Annotated in this window: 12 protein-coding genes and 1 other annotated feature; of the genes, 8 read left to right on the top strand and 4 right to left on the bottom strand. The window is 60.8% G+C overall.

The annotated features are described in order from the left end of the window. Positions 1-32 precede the first annotated feature (32 nt). A complete protein-coding gene (locus I2C21_RS08785; protein ID WP_195279039.1) occupies positions 33-962 on the bottom strand; it encodes a sugar-binding transcriptional regulator in 930 nt (309 codons plus the stop codon). A 163-nt stretch (positions 963-1,125) separates the two neighbouring features. Between I2C21_RS08785 and I2C21_RS08780 the strand changes: the two genes are divergently transcribed. From I2C21_RS08780 to I2C21_RS08760, 5 genes are all read left to right on the top strand, one after another. Continuing rightward, positions 1,126-1,437 (top strand): ArsR/SmtB family transcription factor, encoded by a 312-nt coding sequence (locus I2C21_RS08780; protein WP_195279038.1) that lies wholly within the window; start codon positions 1,126-1,128, stop codon positions 1,435-1,437. 84 nt (positions 1,438-1,521) lie between these two features. Further along, on the top strand, positions 1,522-2,535 hold the full coding sequence (locus I2C21_RS08775; protein WP_186964211.1) for a permease: 1,014 nt from the start codon (positions 1,522-1,524) through the stop codon (positions 2,533-2,535). 72 nt (positions 2,536-2,607) lie between these two features. Next, a complete protein-coding gene (locus tag I2C21_RS08770) occupies positions 2,608-3,066 on the top strand; it encodes a C-GCAxxG-C-C family (seleno)protein (RefSeq protein ID WP_101692149.1) in 459 nt (152 codons plus the stop codon). 20 nt (positions 3,067-3,086) lie between these two features. Continuing rightward, positions 3,087-3,527 carry an arsenate reductase ArsC gene (locus I2C21_RS08765; RefSeq protein WP_101692648.1) on the top strand — a complete coding sequence of 147 codons (441 nt, stop codon included), beginning with the start codon at positions 3,087-3,089 and terminating at the stop codon, positions 3,525-3,527. 119 nt (positions 3,528-3,646) lie between these two features. Further along, positions 3,647-4,399, top strand: a complete 753-nt coding sequence (locus tag I2C21_RS08760) for a flavodoxin family protein (protein WP_195279037.1) — start codon at positions 3,647-3,649, stop codon at positions 4,397-4,399. A gap of 93 nt (positions 4,400-4,492) precedes the next feature. Here I2C21_RS08760 and gltB read toward each other — a convergent pair whose 3' ends face one another. The 3 genes from gltB to glnA form a co-directional block, all read right to left on the bottom strand. Continuing rightward, positions 4,493-9,016, bottom strand: coding sequence for a glutamate synthase large subunit (gltB, locus tag I2C21_RS08755; RefSeq protein WP_195279036.1), 4,524 nt, complete (start codon positions 9,014-9,016; stop codon positions 4,493-4,495). An 85-nt stretch (positions 9,017-9,101) separates the two neighbouring features. After that, positions 9,102-9,644 carry an ANTAR domain-containing response regulator gene (locus I2C21_RS08750; protein WP_186964208.1) on the bottom strand — a complete coding sequence of 181 codons (543 nt, stop codon included), beginning with the start codon at positions 9,642-9,644 and terminating at the stop codon, positions 9,102-9,104. Positions 9,645-9,678: 34 nt separating this feature from the next. After that, entirely contained in the window at positions 9,679-11,010 is a 1,332-nt protein-coding gene (gene glnA / locus I2C21_RS08745; protein WP_195279035.1) for a type I glutamate--ammonia ligase, read from the bottom strand. A gap of 326 nt (positions 11,011-11,336) precedes the next feature. On the opposite strand from glnA, the gene purF reads away from it, so the two are divergent. The 3 genes from purF (at position 11,337) to pyrG (ending at position 16,408) form a co-directional block, all read left to right on the top strand. Then, positions 11,337-12,719 (top strand): amidophosphoribosyltransferase, encoded by a 1,383-nt coding sequence (purF, locus tag I2C21_RS08740; RefSeq protein ID WP_101692145.1) that lies wholly within the window; start codon positions 11,337-11,339, stop codon positions 12,717-12,719. Positions 12,720-12,878: 159 nt separating this feature from the next. Next, positions 12,879-13,120 (top strand) — a binding site (T-box leader). A gap of 42 nt (positions 13,121-13,162) precedes the next feature. Further along, on the top strand, positions 13,163-14,743 hold the full coding sequence (asnB, locus tag I2C21_RS08735; RefSeq protein WP_195279034.1) for an asparagine synthase B: 1,581 nt from the start codon (positions 13,163-13,165) through the stop codon (positions 14,741-14,743). Positions 14,744-14,776: 33 nt separating this feature from the next. After that, positions 14,777-16,408 (top strand): CTP synthase, encoded by a 1,632-nt coding sequence (gene pyrG / locus I2C21_RS08730; protein WP_195279033.1) that lies wholly within the window; start codon positions 14,777-14,779, stop codon positions 16,406-16,408. Positions 16,409-16,712 lie beyond the last annotated feature (304 nt).

The following is a 16,712-nucleotide window of genomic DNA, read 5'->3' as shown; positions in this document are numbered from 1 at the left end:
TTCCGAAGGAAAGAGTTACATTTGAAATGAAATTAGTTCAATGCCTCGCGGACGAGATCGGCCCGGGCCACCAGGTGGGTCAGAAGCCCCGACTTCAGCGCGCCGCGCAGTGCCTTGGCGCTGGTATTAGCGGAGCAGACGCCCACGATGTTGGGACAGCGCTTGAGCGTATCCAGCGGGATCTGGATGGCAAAATCCTGCTCCGACTGGATGACCTTCCCGTCGGCATTGAAATAGTAGACCAGTAACCGCCCGCAGGTGTGCTCCTCCTGGAGCAAGCTGCCATAGCGGACCAGGGAGGCAAAGTCCGGGCTGGAGGGATAGTTTCCGATGTTCACCAGGGCGGTGTCCATCTTGTTCCACTGGAACTGGATCTGCCGATAGATCTCAGTGGAGCAGAGCAGATGCTTTTCCTCCAGGCTGTCCGGCAGGGCGGGGAGATAGATAAAGTGGGGGGTGGCCCCCAGCTGCTGGGCGATGAGGCGGACATTCTCGTTGGACTGGTAATTGCGGGCGGGGATGCTGGCATTGCCCACCAGGGGGCAGATATCGGTGACGGTACTGCCCAGCTGGGGATGTGCCTCCAGCCAGGTGACCAGCTGTCCGATCAGATGGCCCCAGCCGATCCCCAGATGCCGGGAGCGGAGCTGCCACAGAAGCTGTACCGCACCCTGAGAGAGCAGCTGGTTGGTGGCGTCGTCGTCTTTGCCGTCCTCCACCAGAACGCCGTCCCGGATGGAGGAGGACAGCCGCAGCTGTTCCAGCAGCGAGTTTGCGTCGGAGGCGGGGGGACAGACGATGATCTTGACCACGCCGAGGGCGCGGGCCTCGTGGAGCATCCGGCTGACCAGGGGGCGGGACACACCCAGTTCCGCGGCGATGTCGCTCTGCTTCCAGTCATCCAGATAGTAGCGCTGGGCGACATAGGCCAGTTTTTGCAATTTTTCCTGATTGCGGTCCATAAATACCCCCTGTGATGGAGCGTGTTACATTTGTAACTCTATCATAGTACAGAATACCTCCGAATGCAATGAGGACGAGGCGAAGAAATAGATTGACTTTTTTCGATTTGAAAGGTATACTGAGAATCAATTCGAATAGAATCGATTGGAAAGGAGGGATACCATGCGTGACCACGGGGCGGACGCAAAGGTATTCAAAGCCTTCTGCGATGTGAACCGCCTGCAGATCCTGGAATTGCTCCGCAGTGGGGAAAAATGCTCCTGCGTCCTGCTGGAAGACCTGAACATCAGCCAGTCCACGCTGTCCTATCACATGAAGATCCTGTGTGATTCGGGTATCGTGGTGGGCCGTGTGGAGGGCAAGTGGACCCACTACGGAATCAGTGAAGCGGGCAGCCGGTATGCAAAAGAGCTGCTGCAATGTCTCACGGAAGTAAATACCAGTGCAGAAACGAACTGTACCTGCCAAGGATAAGAGCCATCCCATACGCGATGGCTTTTCTTTTGAAAGTAAAATCGAAAATTTTAGAACTGTTTTCCGAGGAGAGGAGACAAAGAAATGGAAGTACTTCGCACGGCCTGGCTGTTTTTCCAGGACCAGATCCTGGGCATGCAATGGCTCAAAGCGCTGGTAGGACACGGGCTTACCGCCGCCGGACTTTCCACCGATTCCATGTTGGGGGGCGCCCTGCAATTTTTTATCTACGACACCATTAAAATTTTTGTGCTGCTCTCGGTGCTGATTTTTGGGATCTCCTATATCCAGAGCTATTTTCCCCCGGAGCGCACCAAGCGCATCTTGGGACGATTCCACGGGATCGGCGCCAATTCGGTGGCAGCCCTGCTGGGGACCGTGACTCCCTTCTGCTCCTGTTCGTCCATCCCCATTTTTATGGGCTTTACCAGCGCGGGCCTTCCGGTGGGGGTGACCTTCTCCTTCCTGATCTCCTCCCCCATGGTGGACCTGGGGTCCCTGGTGCTGCTGATGAGCATCTTTGGGGCCAGAGTGGCTGTGGTTTATGTGCTCCTGGGACTGGTCATTGCCGTCATCGGCGGAACCGTAATCGAAAAGCTGAAGATGGACCGCTACGTGGAGGACTTCATCAAAAACGCTCCCCACATTGAAGTGGAAGGCCGAAAACTTACCCGCCGCGACCGGGTGCTCTATGCGAAAGAGCAGCTTTTAGGCACGATTCGGAAGGTGGCCCCCTACATTCTGATCGGAGTTGGGATCGGCGCGCTGATCCATAATGTGGTGCCCCAGGCGTGGGTGGAGCGGGTCCTGGGCGGGGACAATCCCTTTGCCGTGATTTTGGCCACCCTGGTGGGCGTCCCCATGTATGCCGACATCTTCGGAACCATCCCCGTGGCAGAGAGTCTGCTCTTCAAGGGCGCCGGGTTGGGGACCATCCTTTCCTTCATGATGGCAGTCACCACCCTGAGCCTGCCCTCCATGATCATGCTGAAAAAGGCGGTCAAACCCAGACTGCTGGGCACCTTTATTGCCATCTGCATTATTGGAATCGTGGTGGTAGGGTATTTCTTTAATGCGATCCAGTTCCTGTTGGTCTGATCCATTGCAAATCGTACACTGGTGTGGTTTAATAGGCACAGAAATCAGCCAGAAATACAGGAGGTTTGAGTTATGAGGTTGGAGGCAGATCTGGATCAGATCCGGGCGCGGGCGGAGGAGTACTACCGCAAGGGGGAATTCTACTGCTCCGAGGCGGTAGTAAAGACCGTGGTGGAGGAGCTGGAGATCGATGCACCAGCGGAGGCGGTGAAAATGGCCTCCGGTTTTCCCGTGGGCATGGGCGGTATGGGCTGTACCTGCGGTGCGCTGACGGGCGGTATCCTGACCATCGGTCTGGTCTACGGCAGAACGGAGGGAAAGGACCCCAGTGTGGACCGGGCCATGGCTCTGAGCGCAAAGCTCTATCAGATCTTCTGCCAGCGGCACAAGGTCAGCTGCTGTAAAGTGCTGACCAAGGGGATGGAGAAGGGCTCCAAGGAGCACATGGAGCAGTGCATCGCCTTCACGGGCGAGATGGCCTATGAGACGGCAAAGATCATTCTGGAGGAAGAACGGGGCGCGAAGCAATGAGTGAAAGCTGGAATCCGGGCATGGAGTGCGGCGCGGAGCGCACCCGGCCCCAGATCGTATGCCAGGGCAAGCCCAAGGTGGCCTTTGTCTGCGTCCATAACTCCTGCCGCAGCCAGATGGCGGAGGCCCTGGGCAAGAAATTGGCCAGCGACGTGTTTGAGAGCTACTCCGCCGGTACCGAATTGAAGGACCATATCAATCCGGACGCAGTGCGCATGATGAAGGCCCTCCACGGCATCGATATGGAGGAGACGCAGTACAACAAGCTGATTTTTGACATCCCTCAGCCGGATGTGGTGATCTTCATGGGCTGCAATGTGAGCTGCCCCAATCTCCCCTTCCAGTATGCCGAGAACTGGGGACTGGATGACCCCACCGGCAAGGGGGATGAGGTTTTCGCAGAGACCATTGCCAAGATCGAGGCGCGTGTCCTGGCCCTGAAGGAGACGCTGCGGATGTGAGCAAAGGCTGCCGCCCCTTGGCGGCAGCCTTTTGCGGTTTGTGGAAGAAACTGCGGAATATCCTTAGGTTGGGGCAGATGATGGCTGCCATAGGAAAACCGGGTTGGAGAGGAGTAGGAATGAAAAAGGCAGTGGCGTTGCTTGGCGCCCAGAGGAGACAGAATACCTTCCGTCTGCTGGGGGAAATCGGGGAGATCTTGGCGAAGCACGGGATCGCTCTGGAGGTGATCGAGCTCTACCGGTATGACATTCAATTCTGCGCGGGCTGTGACCGCTGCATTCTGAATGGGGAATGCGTGTGGAAGGATGGCGCGGAGGAGCTGATGGAACGCCTCGCGGAGGCAGATGGCGTGATCCTCGCCTCGCCGGTCTATCTCCAGCAGGTGTCGGGAAAATTGAAGACCTTTCTGGACCGGACCTGCCGGTGGTATCACCGCCCGGTCCTCACGGGCAAGCCAATGTTGGCGGTAGCCAGCACCAAGGGGTCGGGACTGAAAAAGACCCTGTCCTATCTGGAGAGCATTGCGGTACAGTGGGGAGCCATGCCGGCGGGAAAGGTGGGGCGGACTATCTTCAATCAGGACCGGAAGATCTCCGAGCGGGAGGTGGAGCGATTCGTATGCCTGATGGAGCAGCCGGAGCGCTACTCCCCCTCGCTGGGCCAGATGATCGACTTTGAGGTGCAGAAATCCATGGCCCTCTTCCTGGGAAAGCTGGATCGGGCCTACTGGGAGGAGAAGGGATGGGTGGACCGGCCCTATTATTTCCCCTGCAGAATCTACCGTCCCTATGCTCTCATCAGCCGGGGGATCGGCGGACTGATCCGGTCCAAAATGAAGGGCGGAGGGAAAGAGGACCCTACGCATCCTTAAAAGAGTAGAAGAGTAAGGGGAGTATCAGAGTGGAAGCCAGCGTCCTTTGGACGCTGGCTTTCACTTCGATAGGAGAGAATGGAAGAGAGGGAATCAGGTTGGCGTGCGGGATGTCTGGGAGGCATAGAAGGCTGCCATTTCAGCCTCTTCCCGGCCCATACCCTGGGCCTCATAGGCTGCAATGGCATGGAGCATGCGGTCATAATCCCGAGGGAGGATTTTCTTGAACCGGGGCAGGTACCCTTCAAACTCGGTCAGAATGGCTTTGGCTCTGGGGGAGCCGGTGGCCGCGGCGTGTGCCTGGATGAGAGCACGCAGCTCTGCGGCATCCTGTGGGTCGCTCACCGGGTCCATGGATACCAGTTCCTTGTTGATGCGAAGGTACAGGTCCCGGTGCTCATCCAGCACATAGGCGATGCCGCCGCTCATGCCGGCGGCAAAGTTTTTGCCGGTAGGACCCAGGATCACCACCCGGCCGCCGGTCATGTACTCACAGCCGTGGTCTCCGGTCCCCTCGACCACAGCGGTTGCACCGGAGTTGCGCACGCAAAAGCGCTCCCCAGCCACACCGTTGAGGAAGGCGGTACCGCTGGTGGCGCCGTAGAGGGCCACATTGCCCACCAGAATATTTTCGGCCGGATCAAACCGACTGTCCCGGGGTGGGTAGACCACCAGCTTGCCGCCGGAGAGCCCCTTGCCCAGATAGTCGTTGGCGTCGCCTTCCAGCTCCAGGGTCAGGCCCCGGGGCAGAAACGCGCCGAAAGACTGGCCACCCCCGCCGGTACAGTGGATGCGGAAGGTGTCCTCAGGCAGATTGTTCCCGTGGAGACGGGTGATCTCCGAGCCCAGCTGAGTACCCACGGCCCGGTCGGTGGAGGAGACGGAGATAGAGAGTGTGCGGGGGTGTCCGGCGGCCAGATCCTTCCCCAGAGCGGGCTCCAGAACCTTCCGGTCCACGGTGTTCTCCAGGTGAAAGTCGTAGACATCGCTTGGCTGAAAGTGCTGCTCATCCTGCGCGGTGCAGGGGTTCTGGAGGAGGCGGGACAGATCCACCGTGGCAGAGCGGGGATTGGCGGCAGGGGAGCGGACAGCCAGCAGGTCGGTGCGCCCCACCAGCTCCTCCACGGTGCGTACGCCCAGCTGCGCCATGTATTCCCGCAGCTCCTGGGCGATGAAGCGCATGAAATTTACCACATACTCCGCCTTGCCCCGGAAGCGTTTGCGCAGCTCCGGATTCTGGGTGGCCACGCCCACAGGGCAGGTGTCCAGGTTGCACACCCGCTTCATCACGCAGCCCAGAGCCACCAGCGGGGCGGTGGCAAAGCCGAAGGTCTCGGCGCCCAGCATACAGGCGATGGCCACGTCCCGGCCGGACATGAGCTTGCCGTCCACCTCCAGCATGACCCGGGTACGCAGATCGTTCTGGATGAGGGTCTGGTGGGCCTCGGCAAGACCCAGCTCCCAGGGCAGACCGGCATTGTAGATGGAGGTGCGGGGCGCGGCTCCGGTTCCGCCGTCATAGCCGGAGATGAGGATGGCCTGAGCCCCTGCCTTGGCCGCGCCGGCGGCCACCGTCCCCACACCGGCCTCGCTGACCAGTTTGACCGAGATGGAGGCCCTGCGATTGGCGCATTTCAGATCATAGATGAGCTGGGCCAGATCCTCGATGGAGTAGATATCGTGATGGGGCGGCGGCGAGATGAGGGGGACACCGGGGGTGGCGTGGCGGCACCGGGCGATCCAGGGATAGACCTTTCCGGCCGGAAGATGGCCGCCCTCCCCGGGCTTGGCCCCCTGGGCCAGCTTGATCTGGAGCTCCTCCGCGCTGACCAGATATTCGCTGGTGACCCCAAAGCGGCCGGAGGCCACCTGTTTGATGGCTGAGTTGCGGGCGGGGTCACGGAGGCGGTCGGGCTCCTCACCGCCCTCGCCCGAGTTGGACCGCCCGCCCAGCTGGTTCATGGCCAGGGCCAAACACTCGTGGGCCTCCGGGGAGATGGAACCGTAGCTCATGGCCCCGGTCCGGAAGCGCCGGACGATGGCGTCCACGCTCTCCACCTCATCCAGCGGGATGGGCTGGGCGGCATAGCGGAATTCCAGCAGACCGCGCAGGGTGCGGGGCCTGGTCTCGTCATCTACCAGGGCGGTGTACTGCCGGAAGGTCTCATAGCTGCCCTGGTGGGTGGCCTCCCGCAAGAGACGGATGGTCTGGGGGTTGAAGAGGTGGTCCTGGCGGTCCTCCCGGGTGACCTGGGGGGAGGGCGGCGTACCGGGCGGAGTCTGGAAGGCCCGGGAGTGATTGCGCTCAGCCATGGCGCCGATCTCCTCCAGGCCGATCCCGCCCACCCGGGAGACCGTGTTGGTGAAGTGGCGGTCGATGACCTCCTGTCGGATGCCCACCGCCTCGAAGATCTGGGCGGACTGGTAGGACTGGAGGGTGGAGATCCCCATTTTGGCGGCGATCTTTACGATCCCGTGGAGCACGGCGGCGTTGTAGTCGGCCACGGCAGTGTGGAAATCCTTGTCCAGCTGCCCGGACTCGATGAGGTCCACGATGGTCTCCTCCACCAGATAGGGATTCACGGCCCGGGCACCATAGCCCAGAAGGGTGGCAAAGTGGTGGACATCCCGGGGCTCGCCGGTCTCTAGCAGGATGGACACGGCCGTGCGCTTGCGGCTGCGGATGAGATGCTGCTCGATGGAGGACACGGCCAGCAGGGAGGGGATGGCCACATGGTTTTCATCCACGCCCCGGTCGGACAGGATGACCACATTGGCTCCCGCACGCCAGGCCCGGTCCACCGAGAGGGCCAGCTGGTCCAGGGCCTGGTCCAGCGGAGTGTTCTTATAGTGGAGCATGGACACGGTCTCCACCCGGAAGCCGGGCTGGTCCATGGCCTTGATCTTCATCATGTCGGTGGAGGTGAGGATGGGATTGTGGATCTGGAGCACCCGGCAGTTCTCGGCGCACTCCTGGAGGAGATTGCCGTCGTCGCCCACATAGATGGTGGTGTCGGTGACCACTTCCTCCCGAATGGCGTCAATGGGGGGATTGGTCACCTGGGCAAAGAGCTGCTTGAAATAGTGGAAGAGCGGCTGATCCTTGGGGTCCAGCACGGCCAGCGGCACATCGGCGCCCATGGCGGCGGTGGGCTCCGCGCCGGTCTTCGCCATGGGAAGGATGGTGTCGGTGATCTCCTGCTCGGTATAGCCAAAGGCCGTGCGCAGGCGGAGCAGTTCCTCCCGGCTGTGCCGCTCCACCCGGCGGTTGGGGATGGGGAGATCCCGCAGGCGGAGCAGATTCCGGTCCAGCCACTCGCCGTAGGGCTGACGGGCGGCATAGGCCTCCTTTACCTCCTGGTCGGAGCGGATGCGTCTCTGCACGGTGTCCACCAGCAGCATCCGCCCGGGCTGGAGCCTGCCCTTGCGGACGATCTCCCCGCTGGGCAGATCCAGCACCCCCACCTCAGAGGAGAGGATGAGCCGGTGGTCGGCAGTGATGTAGTAGCGGGCGGGACGCAGACCGTTCCGGTCCAGCACCGCGCCCACCAGGTCGCCATCCGAGAAGAGAATGGCGGCCGGGCCGTCCCAGGGCTCCATCAGGGTGGAATAGTAGTGGTACAGATCCCGTCTGGCCCGGGAGATGTTCCGGTCCTCCCGCCAGGGCTCCGGGATACAGGCCATGACGGCCAGCGGCAGATCCATGCCCGCCATCATCAGAAATTCCAGCGTGTTATCCAGCATGGCGGAGTCGGAGCCGGAGGGATCGACCACCGGCAGGACCTTGTCCATGTCTCCGGCCAGCAGGGGGGTGGACATGGTCTCCTCCCGGGCCATCATCCGGTCGGCGTTGCCCCGAATCGTGTTGATCTCGCCGTTGTGGGCCATGAGGCGGTTGGGGTGGGCCCGCTCCCAGGAGGGATTCGTGTTGGTGGAGAAGCGGGAGTGGACCAGGGCGATGGCCGACTCATAGTCGGCGCTCTGGAGATCGGGATAGAACCGGCGGAGCTGGTCCACCAGGAACATCCCCTTGTAGACGATGGTGCGGCTGGAGAGGGAGACCACGTAGGTCTCCCGGTTGGAGTGCTCAAAGACCCGCCGGAGGAGATAGAGCTTCCGGTCAAAGGGGAGCCCTGTGGGGAGAGACTCGGGCTTGGCCACAAAGGCCTGTTCGATGCGGGGCATCTTGTCCCGTGCCTTGCGGCCCAAAATATCCGGGCAGACCGGTACCTTCCGCCAGCCCAGGAAGGGGAGCCCCTCCCGCCGGGTAAGGACCTCAAACATCTCTTTGGCGCGGCGGCGGACCGCCTCGTCCTGGGGAAAGAAAAACATTCCCACACCATACTCGCGCGGGCCGGGGAGAGAGATGCCGGCATCCCGGGCGGCAGCGGCAAAAAACCGGTGGGAGATCTGAAGCAGGATGCCCACTCCGTCGCCGGTCTCTCCCGTGGCATCCTTTCCGGCCCGGTGTTCCAGCTTTTCCACGATCTTCAGGGCGTCGTCCACCGTTCTGCGGCTGGGTTGGCCGTTGATCTCCACCACCGCGCCGATCCCGCAGGCGTCATGCTCGAAGGAGGGGGTGTACAGGCCTCGGGGCGGGCAGCCGGTTCTCTCCATATATAGCGCTCCTTTCACGTAAGGGATAGAAAAAGGCGGCAGCCGCGTTCCCGGACTGCCGCCACGAGACCGCCTTGTCTCTGTCTTATTCCAGATCTTCACTGTCCAGGACCAGCTGGGCGGTCTGGCTCATCCGCACGCCGTGGTCCATACTGTTTTTTTGCAGGAACCGATGGGCCTGCTCCTCGGTCATGCCGTTGCGGTCCATGAGCAGGTGCTTGGCCCGGTCCACCAGCTGCTGTTCCTCGGTGGGACGCCGGGGGGCGAGGATCCGTTCCAGACGGTGCCCCATCCGCAGAAGCATCTCCACCGTGGTGAGGAGGTCCCGCCGGGTGACGGGGGTGGGGAGACGAAAGAGCTCCACATTTTCCAGCAGTTCCAACAGATTCTGTGGGGCCAGGACCAGAACGGAGCAGAACGGGGGCAGATCCTCGGCCAGCAGCTGGGCGGACTGGTCCCGCAGCTTGTATCCGCACACCACCGTGGTGATGCGGCGCTTGCACACCATCCGGCGCACCTGGTCGGCAGAGGTACAGAGGAGACAGGCGGCGGTGCCGGAGCTCTCCAGAAGCTCTTTGATCCGCCGGGCGGTCTTTTCCTGCTCAAAAGCCAGAATGATCTGCTCCATAGATTCCTCTCCCTCCAGGGGCCGGGCGTGCCGGTCAGTAGTTGATCATGTATTTGTCGCACTCCCAGGAGCTGACGCGGGTGCGGTATTCATCCCACTCCTTGACTTTTCCGGCGATGTAGTTTTCCGACACGTGCTCGCCCAGGGTGTCCAGAATCAGGGGGTCGGCCTGCATGGCGCGGATGGCCTCCTCCAGCGAGCCGGGCAGGCTCTCGATGCCGTGGGCCTCCCGGGTAGCCTGGTCCATGACGAAGATGTTCTCAGTCACCTCGGCGGGGGGCGTCATGCCCTGCTCGATGCCGTCCAGTCCGGCGGCCAGGCAGACCGCCAGCTCCAGATAGGGGTTGCAGGCGGGGTCAGGAGAGCGCAGCTCCACCCGGGTGGACTGGCCGCGGGCGGCGGGAATACGAATGAGGGCGGAACGGTTGGAGGCCGACCAGGCCAGGTAGCAGGGGGCCTCGTAGCCGGGCACCAGCCGCTTGTAGGAGTTGACCAGGGGGTTGGTCACGGCCGCCATGCCCTTGACATGGTGGAGCAGACCGGCGATGAAGCTGTACGCCTCCTTGGAGAGGCCCTTCTCCCCGTCGGGGTCGTAGAAGACGTTCTTCCCGTTGCGGAAGAGGGACATGTTGGTGTGCATGCCGGAGCCGTTGATCCCGAAGATGGGCTTGGGCATGAAGGTGGCGTGGAGCCCGTTGCGCTGGGCCAGGGTCTTGACCGCCAGCTTGAAGGTCATGATGTTGTCGGCCGCCCGCAGGGCATCGGCGTATTTGAAGTCGATCTCGTGCTGTCCCTGAGCCACCTCGTGGTGGCTGGCCTCGATCTCAAAACCCATCTGCTCCAGCGCCATGCAGATCTCCCGGCGGGTGCCCTCGCCGTGGTCCAGAGGGCCCAGATCGAAGTAACCCGCCTCATCGTTGGTCTTGGTGGTGGGCTTGCCCTCGTCGTCGGTCTGGAAGAGGAAAAACTCGGCCTCGGGGCCTACGTTGAAGGCGTCGTATCCCATGTCGGAGGCCCGCTTCAGGACCCGCTTGAGCACACCGCGGGGATCCCCTGCAAAGGGGGTGCCGTCCGGGTTGTAGACGTCGCAGATGAGACGGGCCACCTTGCCGTGGCTGGGGCGCCAGGGGAAAATGACAAAGGAGTCCAGATCGGGGTAGAGGTACTGGTCCGACTCATCGATGCGGACAAAACCTTCGATGGAGGAGCCGTCGAACATGATCTGATTGTTGACCGCTTTTTCAATCTGAGATGCGGTGATGGCGACATTTTTCAGTTGACCAAAAATGTCGGTGAACTGGAGGCGGATAAACTCCACATCTTCATCCTTTACCATGCGGATGATATCTTCTTTGCTGTACGACATGCAAGACTCCCCTTTCGGACTTTCATAAAACAAAAACAAAGGCGAACCGACCTTTCGGTCAGAACGCCTTTGCTCTGAACTATGGGCGAAAGTATAGTCCTGTTTTTTGAAGATGTCAATAGTTTTTTCAATATTTTTTAAAAATGATTTTTTGGGAGAAATACCTGCAAAATAAAACTAATAAGTTTATAACATTCATATTTCGGGTTGGAGCGTGCAGCTGTGGTCTTGACAGGAAAAGGGGAAAGTATATATAATCATATCGGACAGCAAGGGCGCTGCGGTTAAATTCCGCAGCGCCCTTGTCTCTTTTGGAAGATGGAACGATGGAGGAGGAATCAGAATTGTCCATCCATGAAGAATGCGGGATCTTTGGCATCTGGGACCCGGCCGGAGACTGCGCCCGCACCGTTTATTATGGCCTCTACGCGCTTCAGCACCGGGGGCAGGAGGCCTGCGGGATCGCCGCGATCAATGACCGGGAGCTCTCCTTCCACAAGGATGTGGGACTTGTGGGCGAGGTGTTCGATGCCGGGCGTCTGGATCAGCTCAACGGGACCATGGCAGTGGGCCATGTGCGCTATGCCACCACCGGCGGCAACCGGCGGGAAAATGCACAGCCCCTCACGCTGAAGTATGTGAAGGGGACGCTGGCGGTGGCGCACAACGGAAACCTGGTGAACACCCAGGAACTGCGCACTGCCTTTGAGTACCGGGGGGCCATCTTTCAGACCACCACCGACTCTGAGCTGATCGCCTATGCCATTGCCCAGGAGCGTCTGCGCTGTAGCTGTGTGGAGGATGCGGTCTGCCAGGCGGTAAAGGGCCTGCGTGGAGCCTACTCTCTGCTGGTCATGTCCCCTCAAAAGCTGATCGCCGTCCGGGACCCCTGGGGATTCCGGCCTCTGTGCATGGGACGGCGTGGGGAGGCCATCCTGTTTGCCTCGGAGAGCTGTGCGTTGAGCGCGGTGGGGGCGGAACTGGTGCGGGAGGTGGAACCCGGGGAGATCGTGGTGGTGGAGAACGGAGAGATCACCTCCATCCGGGAAAACTGCGTGAATGCCTCCAGCCATATGTGCATCTTTGAGTACATCTACTTTGCCCGGCCGGACTCCATCCTCTGCGGCCAATCGGTCCACATGGCCAGACGGCAGGCGGGGCGCCTGCTGGCCCGGTCCAGTCCGGCGGAGGCGGATGTGGTCATCGGCGTTCCGGACTCCGGGCTGGATGCCGCCATGGGCTATGCGGAGGAGTCCGGCATTCCCTATGGGATCGGGCTGGTAAAAAACCGCTATGTGGGGCGCACCTTCATCACGCCCGGACAGCAGAGCCGGGAGCAGGCCGTGCGCATCAAGCTGGGCGCTCTGAGAAGCTGCGTGGAGGGCAAACGGGTGGTCATGATCGACGACTCCATCGTCCGTGGAACGACCTCCCGCCAGATCGTCTCCCTGCTGCGGGAGGCCGGAGCGGCACAGGTGCATATGCGGGTTTCCTCCCCGCCCTTCCTGGCGCCCTGCCATTTCGGAACGGATATTCCGGACCGAGACGAGCTGATCGCCTGCCGCTATTCCATGGAGGAGATCCAGACCCTCATCGGGGCAGACAGCCTGGCCTTCCTCCGCCGGGAGGATCTGCATCAGATGGTTCCGGACGCCACCTGCGGCTTCTGTGAGGGGTGCTTTACCGGCACCTATCCCATTCGTTTTTAAAGGCACAAAATCTGTTGGGGTGTTCCGTGTAAAAAATGGGACACTTTGCTGAAAATGGGACTCCCCCTTGACAGAGCGTCGTCATCCGGCTATAATGCCTAACAACAGCAAGGGCGCTGTGGCATGGGCCACGGCGCCCTTGTCTATTTTTATCAGAAACCAGAGGCAATGAGGGAGAAAAGTAGCGCAGAGGGTCGGTCACAGTGAGCGGGTGAGAGTGGAAAACCCGCACCAGAGGCTGCGTGAAGAACACTCCGGAGCAGAAACCTGAACGCCGGTACGGCCAGTAGGGGGACCGGGCGCGACCGTTATATCGCACCGGCTTGTCCAGAGCTGGAAAAGGGGCCGTCAGAAGGCGGCAAAGTTAGGTGGCACCGCGGAGCGCAGCATTCGTCCTAAGAAAAAGGAGAAGGCTGCGCAAAGAGATCCGGAGGTGCTTTTTTATGTGTTCGATCATCGGTTTTACCCAAAAGACCAGGACGGCGGAAGAGGTGCGGTACTATCTGGACCGGACCCGTTCCCGGGGGCCGGACATGGCCCGTGTGACAGAGACGCCGTCGGGCTGGCTGGGCTTTCGGCGCCTTTCCATCATGGGACTGGACGAGCGGGGGATGCAGCCCTTCTCCCTGGGCGCGGATATGGTGGTGTGCAACGGGGAACTCTACGGCTGGAGAAAATGGCGGGAGGCCCTGAAGGGGAAGTATTCCTTCCGCAGTGAGAGCGACTGTGAGATCCTGCTCCCCCTCTACCGGGAGTATGGGGTGGAGATGTTCTCCAAGCTGGACGCGGAATTTGCCCTCATCCTCTACGATGGACGGGAGGACACCTACATTGCCGCCCGGGACCCCATCGGCATCCGGCCGCTGTTCTACGGCTATGACCGGGACGGAGGCATCGTCTTTGCCAGTGAGGCCAAAAACCTGGTGGGGCTGTGCGGAGAGATTTTTCCCTTCCCGCCGGGGCATTACTATTACCGTGGACAGTTTATCCGGTATGCGGACATTGCGCAGACGCCGTGTGACTGCACCGACGATCTGGAGACGGTCTGCCGCAAGATCCATGACAAGCTGATCGCGGCGGTGGAAAAGCGGCTGGATGCGGACGCGCCCCTGGGATTTCTCCTCTCCGGCGGCCTGGATTCCAGCCTGGTGTGCGCCATTGCCGCCAAGCTCCTGGGCAGGCCCATCCGCACCTTTGCCATCGGCATGGACACGGACGCCATCGACCTCAAGTATGCCCGGACCGTAGCCGACTTTATCGGCGCAGAGCACACCGAGATCATCATGACCCGGGAAGATGTGCTCCGGGCACTCCCTGAGGTGGTAGCCGCACTGGGGACCTGGGACATCACCACCATCCGGGCCAGCATCGGCATGTACCTGTGCTGCCGGGCCATCCGGGAGCGGACCAATGTCCGGGTGCTCCTTACCGGAGAGATCTCCGATGAGCTCTTTGGGTATAAGTACACCGACTTTGCCCCCACACCGGAGGCCTTCCAGCAGGAGTCCCGCAAGCGGATCGAGGAGCTCTATCTGTACGATGTGCTCCGGGCCGACCGCTGTATCAGTGTCCACTCCATGGAGGCACGGGTGCCCTTTGGTGACCTGGATTTTGCCCGGTACGTCATGTCGGTGGACCCGACCCTCAAGATGAACACCTATGGCAAGGGAAAGTATCTGCTGCGCCGGGCTTTTGCGGAGGACGGCCTGCTGCCCGAACAGATCCTCTGGCGGGAGAAGGCGGCCTTTTCCGACGCGGTGGGCCACTCCATGGTGGATGATCTGAAAGAGTACGCCGCCGGGCAGTACACGGACGGGGCCTTTTTGAGCGGGTGTGCCAGGTATCCTTTCCGGCCTCCCTTTACCAAGGAGAGCCTGCTCTACCGGGATCTCTTCGAGAAGTACTACCCGGGTCAGGCCGAAATGATCCGCGATTTCTGGATGCCCAACCGGGAATGGGAGGGCTGCGATGTGGATGACCCATCCGCCCGGGTGCTGGGAAACTACGGCGCCAGCGGTTTTTGAGTATAAAATCCATGAAAAAAGAGGGAACAGCACATGACAAAGTATATTTTTGTGACCGGAGGCGTGGTATCCGGCCTGGGAAAAGGGATCGCGGCGGCCTCCCTGGGACGCCTGCTGAAGGCCCGGGGACTCAAGGTGGCCCTTCAGAAATTTGATCCCTATCTCAATGTGGACCCGGGTACCATGAGTCCCTATCAGCACGGCGAGGTGTTCGTCACGGAGGACGGCGCCGAGACCGATCTGGATCTGGGACACTATGAGCGCTTCACCGACGAGGATTTGACGGTGGACTCCTCGGTCACCTCGGGCAAGATATACTGGTCGGTGCTCAACCGGGAGCGGGAGGGGGCTTTTCTGGGCGGTACCGTCCAGGTCATCCCCCACATCACCAACGAGATCAAGGAGCGAGTCTACCGGGTGGGACGGCGTCCGGGCATCGATGTGGTCATCACGGAGATCGGCGGCACGGTGGGCGACATCGAGTCCCAGCCCTTCCTGGAGGCCATCCGCCAGGTGGCGGTGGAGGTGGGACGGCAGAATGTGCTCTATATCCACGTCTCTCTCATTGTCTCCATTCCGGGGACCGGGGAGCTCAAGAGTAAGCCCACCCAGCACTCGGTCAAGGAGCTGCTGGGCCTGGGGATCCAGCCGGATGTGATCCTCTGCCGCTCCGACGCGGAGATCCCCCAGGACATTCGGGATAAAATTTCCCTCTTCTGCAATATCCCGCCGGAACAGGTGATTGCCAATCAGACGGCGCCCATTCTGTATGAAGTCCCGCTCATGCTGGAACGGGAGGGGTTGGCCAGAGTGGTCTGCCAAAGATTGAAGCTGGGCGGAGCGGATGCGGATCTGAACCAGTGGTGCACCATGGTGGAATGGGCGAAACACCCGCACGGACGGGTGGAGATCGCGCTGGTGGGAAAGTATGTGGCGCTGCACGACGCCTATCTCTCCGTCGCGGAGGCCCTGGCCCACGGTGGGATCGAGAACAGTGTTCAGGTGGCCATCCGCTGGGTGGACTCGGAGCAGCTGAACGATGACAATGCCGCGCAAATGCTGGGCGGATGCGCCGGAGTCATTGTCCCGGGCGGCTTTGGTTCCCGCGGGGTGGACGGGATGCTTTCGGCCATCCGCTGGGCCAGAGAGAACCGTGTCCCATACTTTGGGATCTGTCTGGGCATGCAGATGGCAGTGATCGAGTTTGCACGCCACGCAGCCGGTCTGGCGGACGCCCATTCCACGGAGCTGGCTTCCACTGCCCACCCGGTCATCGATCTGATGCCCGAGCAGCGGGGAGTGGTCAGCAAAGGAGGAACCATGCGTCTGGGGGCCTATCCCTGCCATATCACCAGCCGGGACACCAGGGCCTTTCACGCCTACGGCACAGAGGAGATCTGGGAGCGGCACCGCCATCGCTATGAGTTCAACAACGATTTCCGGACACTGCTTGTGGAAAAGGGGCTCTGCCTCTCCGGACTCTCCCCGGACGGCAGTCTGGTGGAGATGGTGGAATTGCCCGGGCATCCCTGGTTTGTGGGCGTCCAATTCCACCCGGAATTCAAGTCCCGTCCCAACAAAGCCCACCCGCTGTTCCGGGACTTTGTAGCCGCAGCGGTTGAGTATGCGGCCAAGCGTGGGGCAAAAGAGGCCGAGACGAGATGACCTGTGGCGGGGCGGACGGAGTGCCCACAGCGCAATCATGGCTTTATTAGAAGGAGCGTCTGCTCTCTGTACGATATCACAGAGGGCAGACGCTCTGTTTCTTTGGGGATATTTGTGTGAGGTGCAGGAAAGCGGATGTGCCATCCTGAAACAGAATCGACAAAAAAGGAAAAAGAGCACTTGACATTCTTGGTGGATATGTATATCATACTAATATAAAAGAGTAATACTTATTTTGAAATATAATATTATATCAAGCTGATTCCAGGAAAGGAGGCGCGCAGCGGCATAAAGTGATATGCTA

This window comes from Clostridium sp. J1101437_171009_A5 (genome assembly GCF_015547905.1).
Lineage (GTDB): Bacteria > Bacillota > Clostridia > Oscillospirales > Oscillospiraceae > Pseudoflavonifractor_A > Pseudoflavonifractor_A gallinarum.
The sequence above is the reverse complement of the archived record's forward strand: the minus strand, read 5'-3'. Positions and strand labels throughout refer to the sequence as shown.

What these genes read in the sequence shown, in the direction of transcription:
- I2C21_RS08785 (WP_195279039.1), bottom strand. Translation starts at nt 962, where the DNA reads ATGGACCGCAATCAGGAAAAATTGCAAAAACTGGCCTATGTCGCCCAG.
- I2C21_RS08780 (WP_195279038.1), top strand. Translation starts at nt 1,126, where the DNA reads ATGCGTGACCACGGGGCGGACGCAAAGGTATTCAAAGCCTTCTGCGAT.
- I2C21_RS08775 (WP_186964211.1), top strand. Translation starts at nt 1,522, where the DNA reads ATGGAAGTACTTCGCACGGCCTGGCTGTTTTTCCAGGACCAGATCCTG.
- I2C21_RS08770 (WP_101692149.1), top strand. Translation starts at nt 2,608, where the DNA reads ATGAGGTTGGAGGCAGATCTGGATCAGATCCGGGCGCGGGCGGAGGAG.
- I2C21_RS08765 (WP_101692648.1), top strand. Translation starts at nt 3,087, where the DNA reads ATGGAGTGCGGCGCGGAGCGCACCCGGCCCCAGATCGTATGCCAGGGC.
- I2C21_RS08760 (WP_195279037.1), top strand. Translation starts at nt 3,647, where the DNA reads ATGAAAAAGGCAGTGGCGTTGCTTGGCGCCCAGAGGAGACAGAATACC.
- gltB (WP_195279036.1), bottom strand. Translation starts at nt 9,016, where the DNA reads ATGGAGAGAACCGGCTGCCCGCCCCGAGGCCTGTACACCCCCTCCTTC.
- I2C21_RS08750 (WP_186964208.1), bottom strand. Translation starts at nt 9,644, where the DNA reads ATGGAGCAGATCATTCTGGCTTTTGAGCAGGAAAAGACCGCCCGGCGG.
- glnA (WP_195279035.1), bottom strand. Translation starts at nt 11,010, where the DNA reads ATGTCGTACAGCAAAGAAGATATCATCCGCATGGTAAAGGATGAAGAT.
- purF (WP_101692145.1), top strand. Translation starts at nt 11,337, where the DNA reads ATGGAGGAGGAATCAGAATTGTCCATCCATGAAGAATGCGGGATCTTT.
- asnB (WP_195279034.1), top strand. Translation starts at nt 13,163, where the DNA reads ATGTGTTCGATCATCGGTTTTACCCAAAAGACCAGGACGGCGGAAGAG.
- pyrG (WP_195279033.1), top strand. Translation starts at nt 14,777, where the DNA reads ATGACAAAGTATATTTTTGTGACCGGAGGCGTGGTATCCGGCCTGGGA.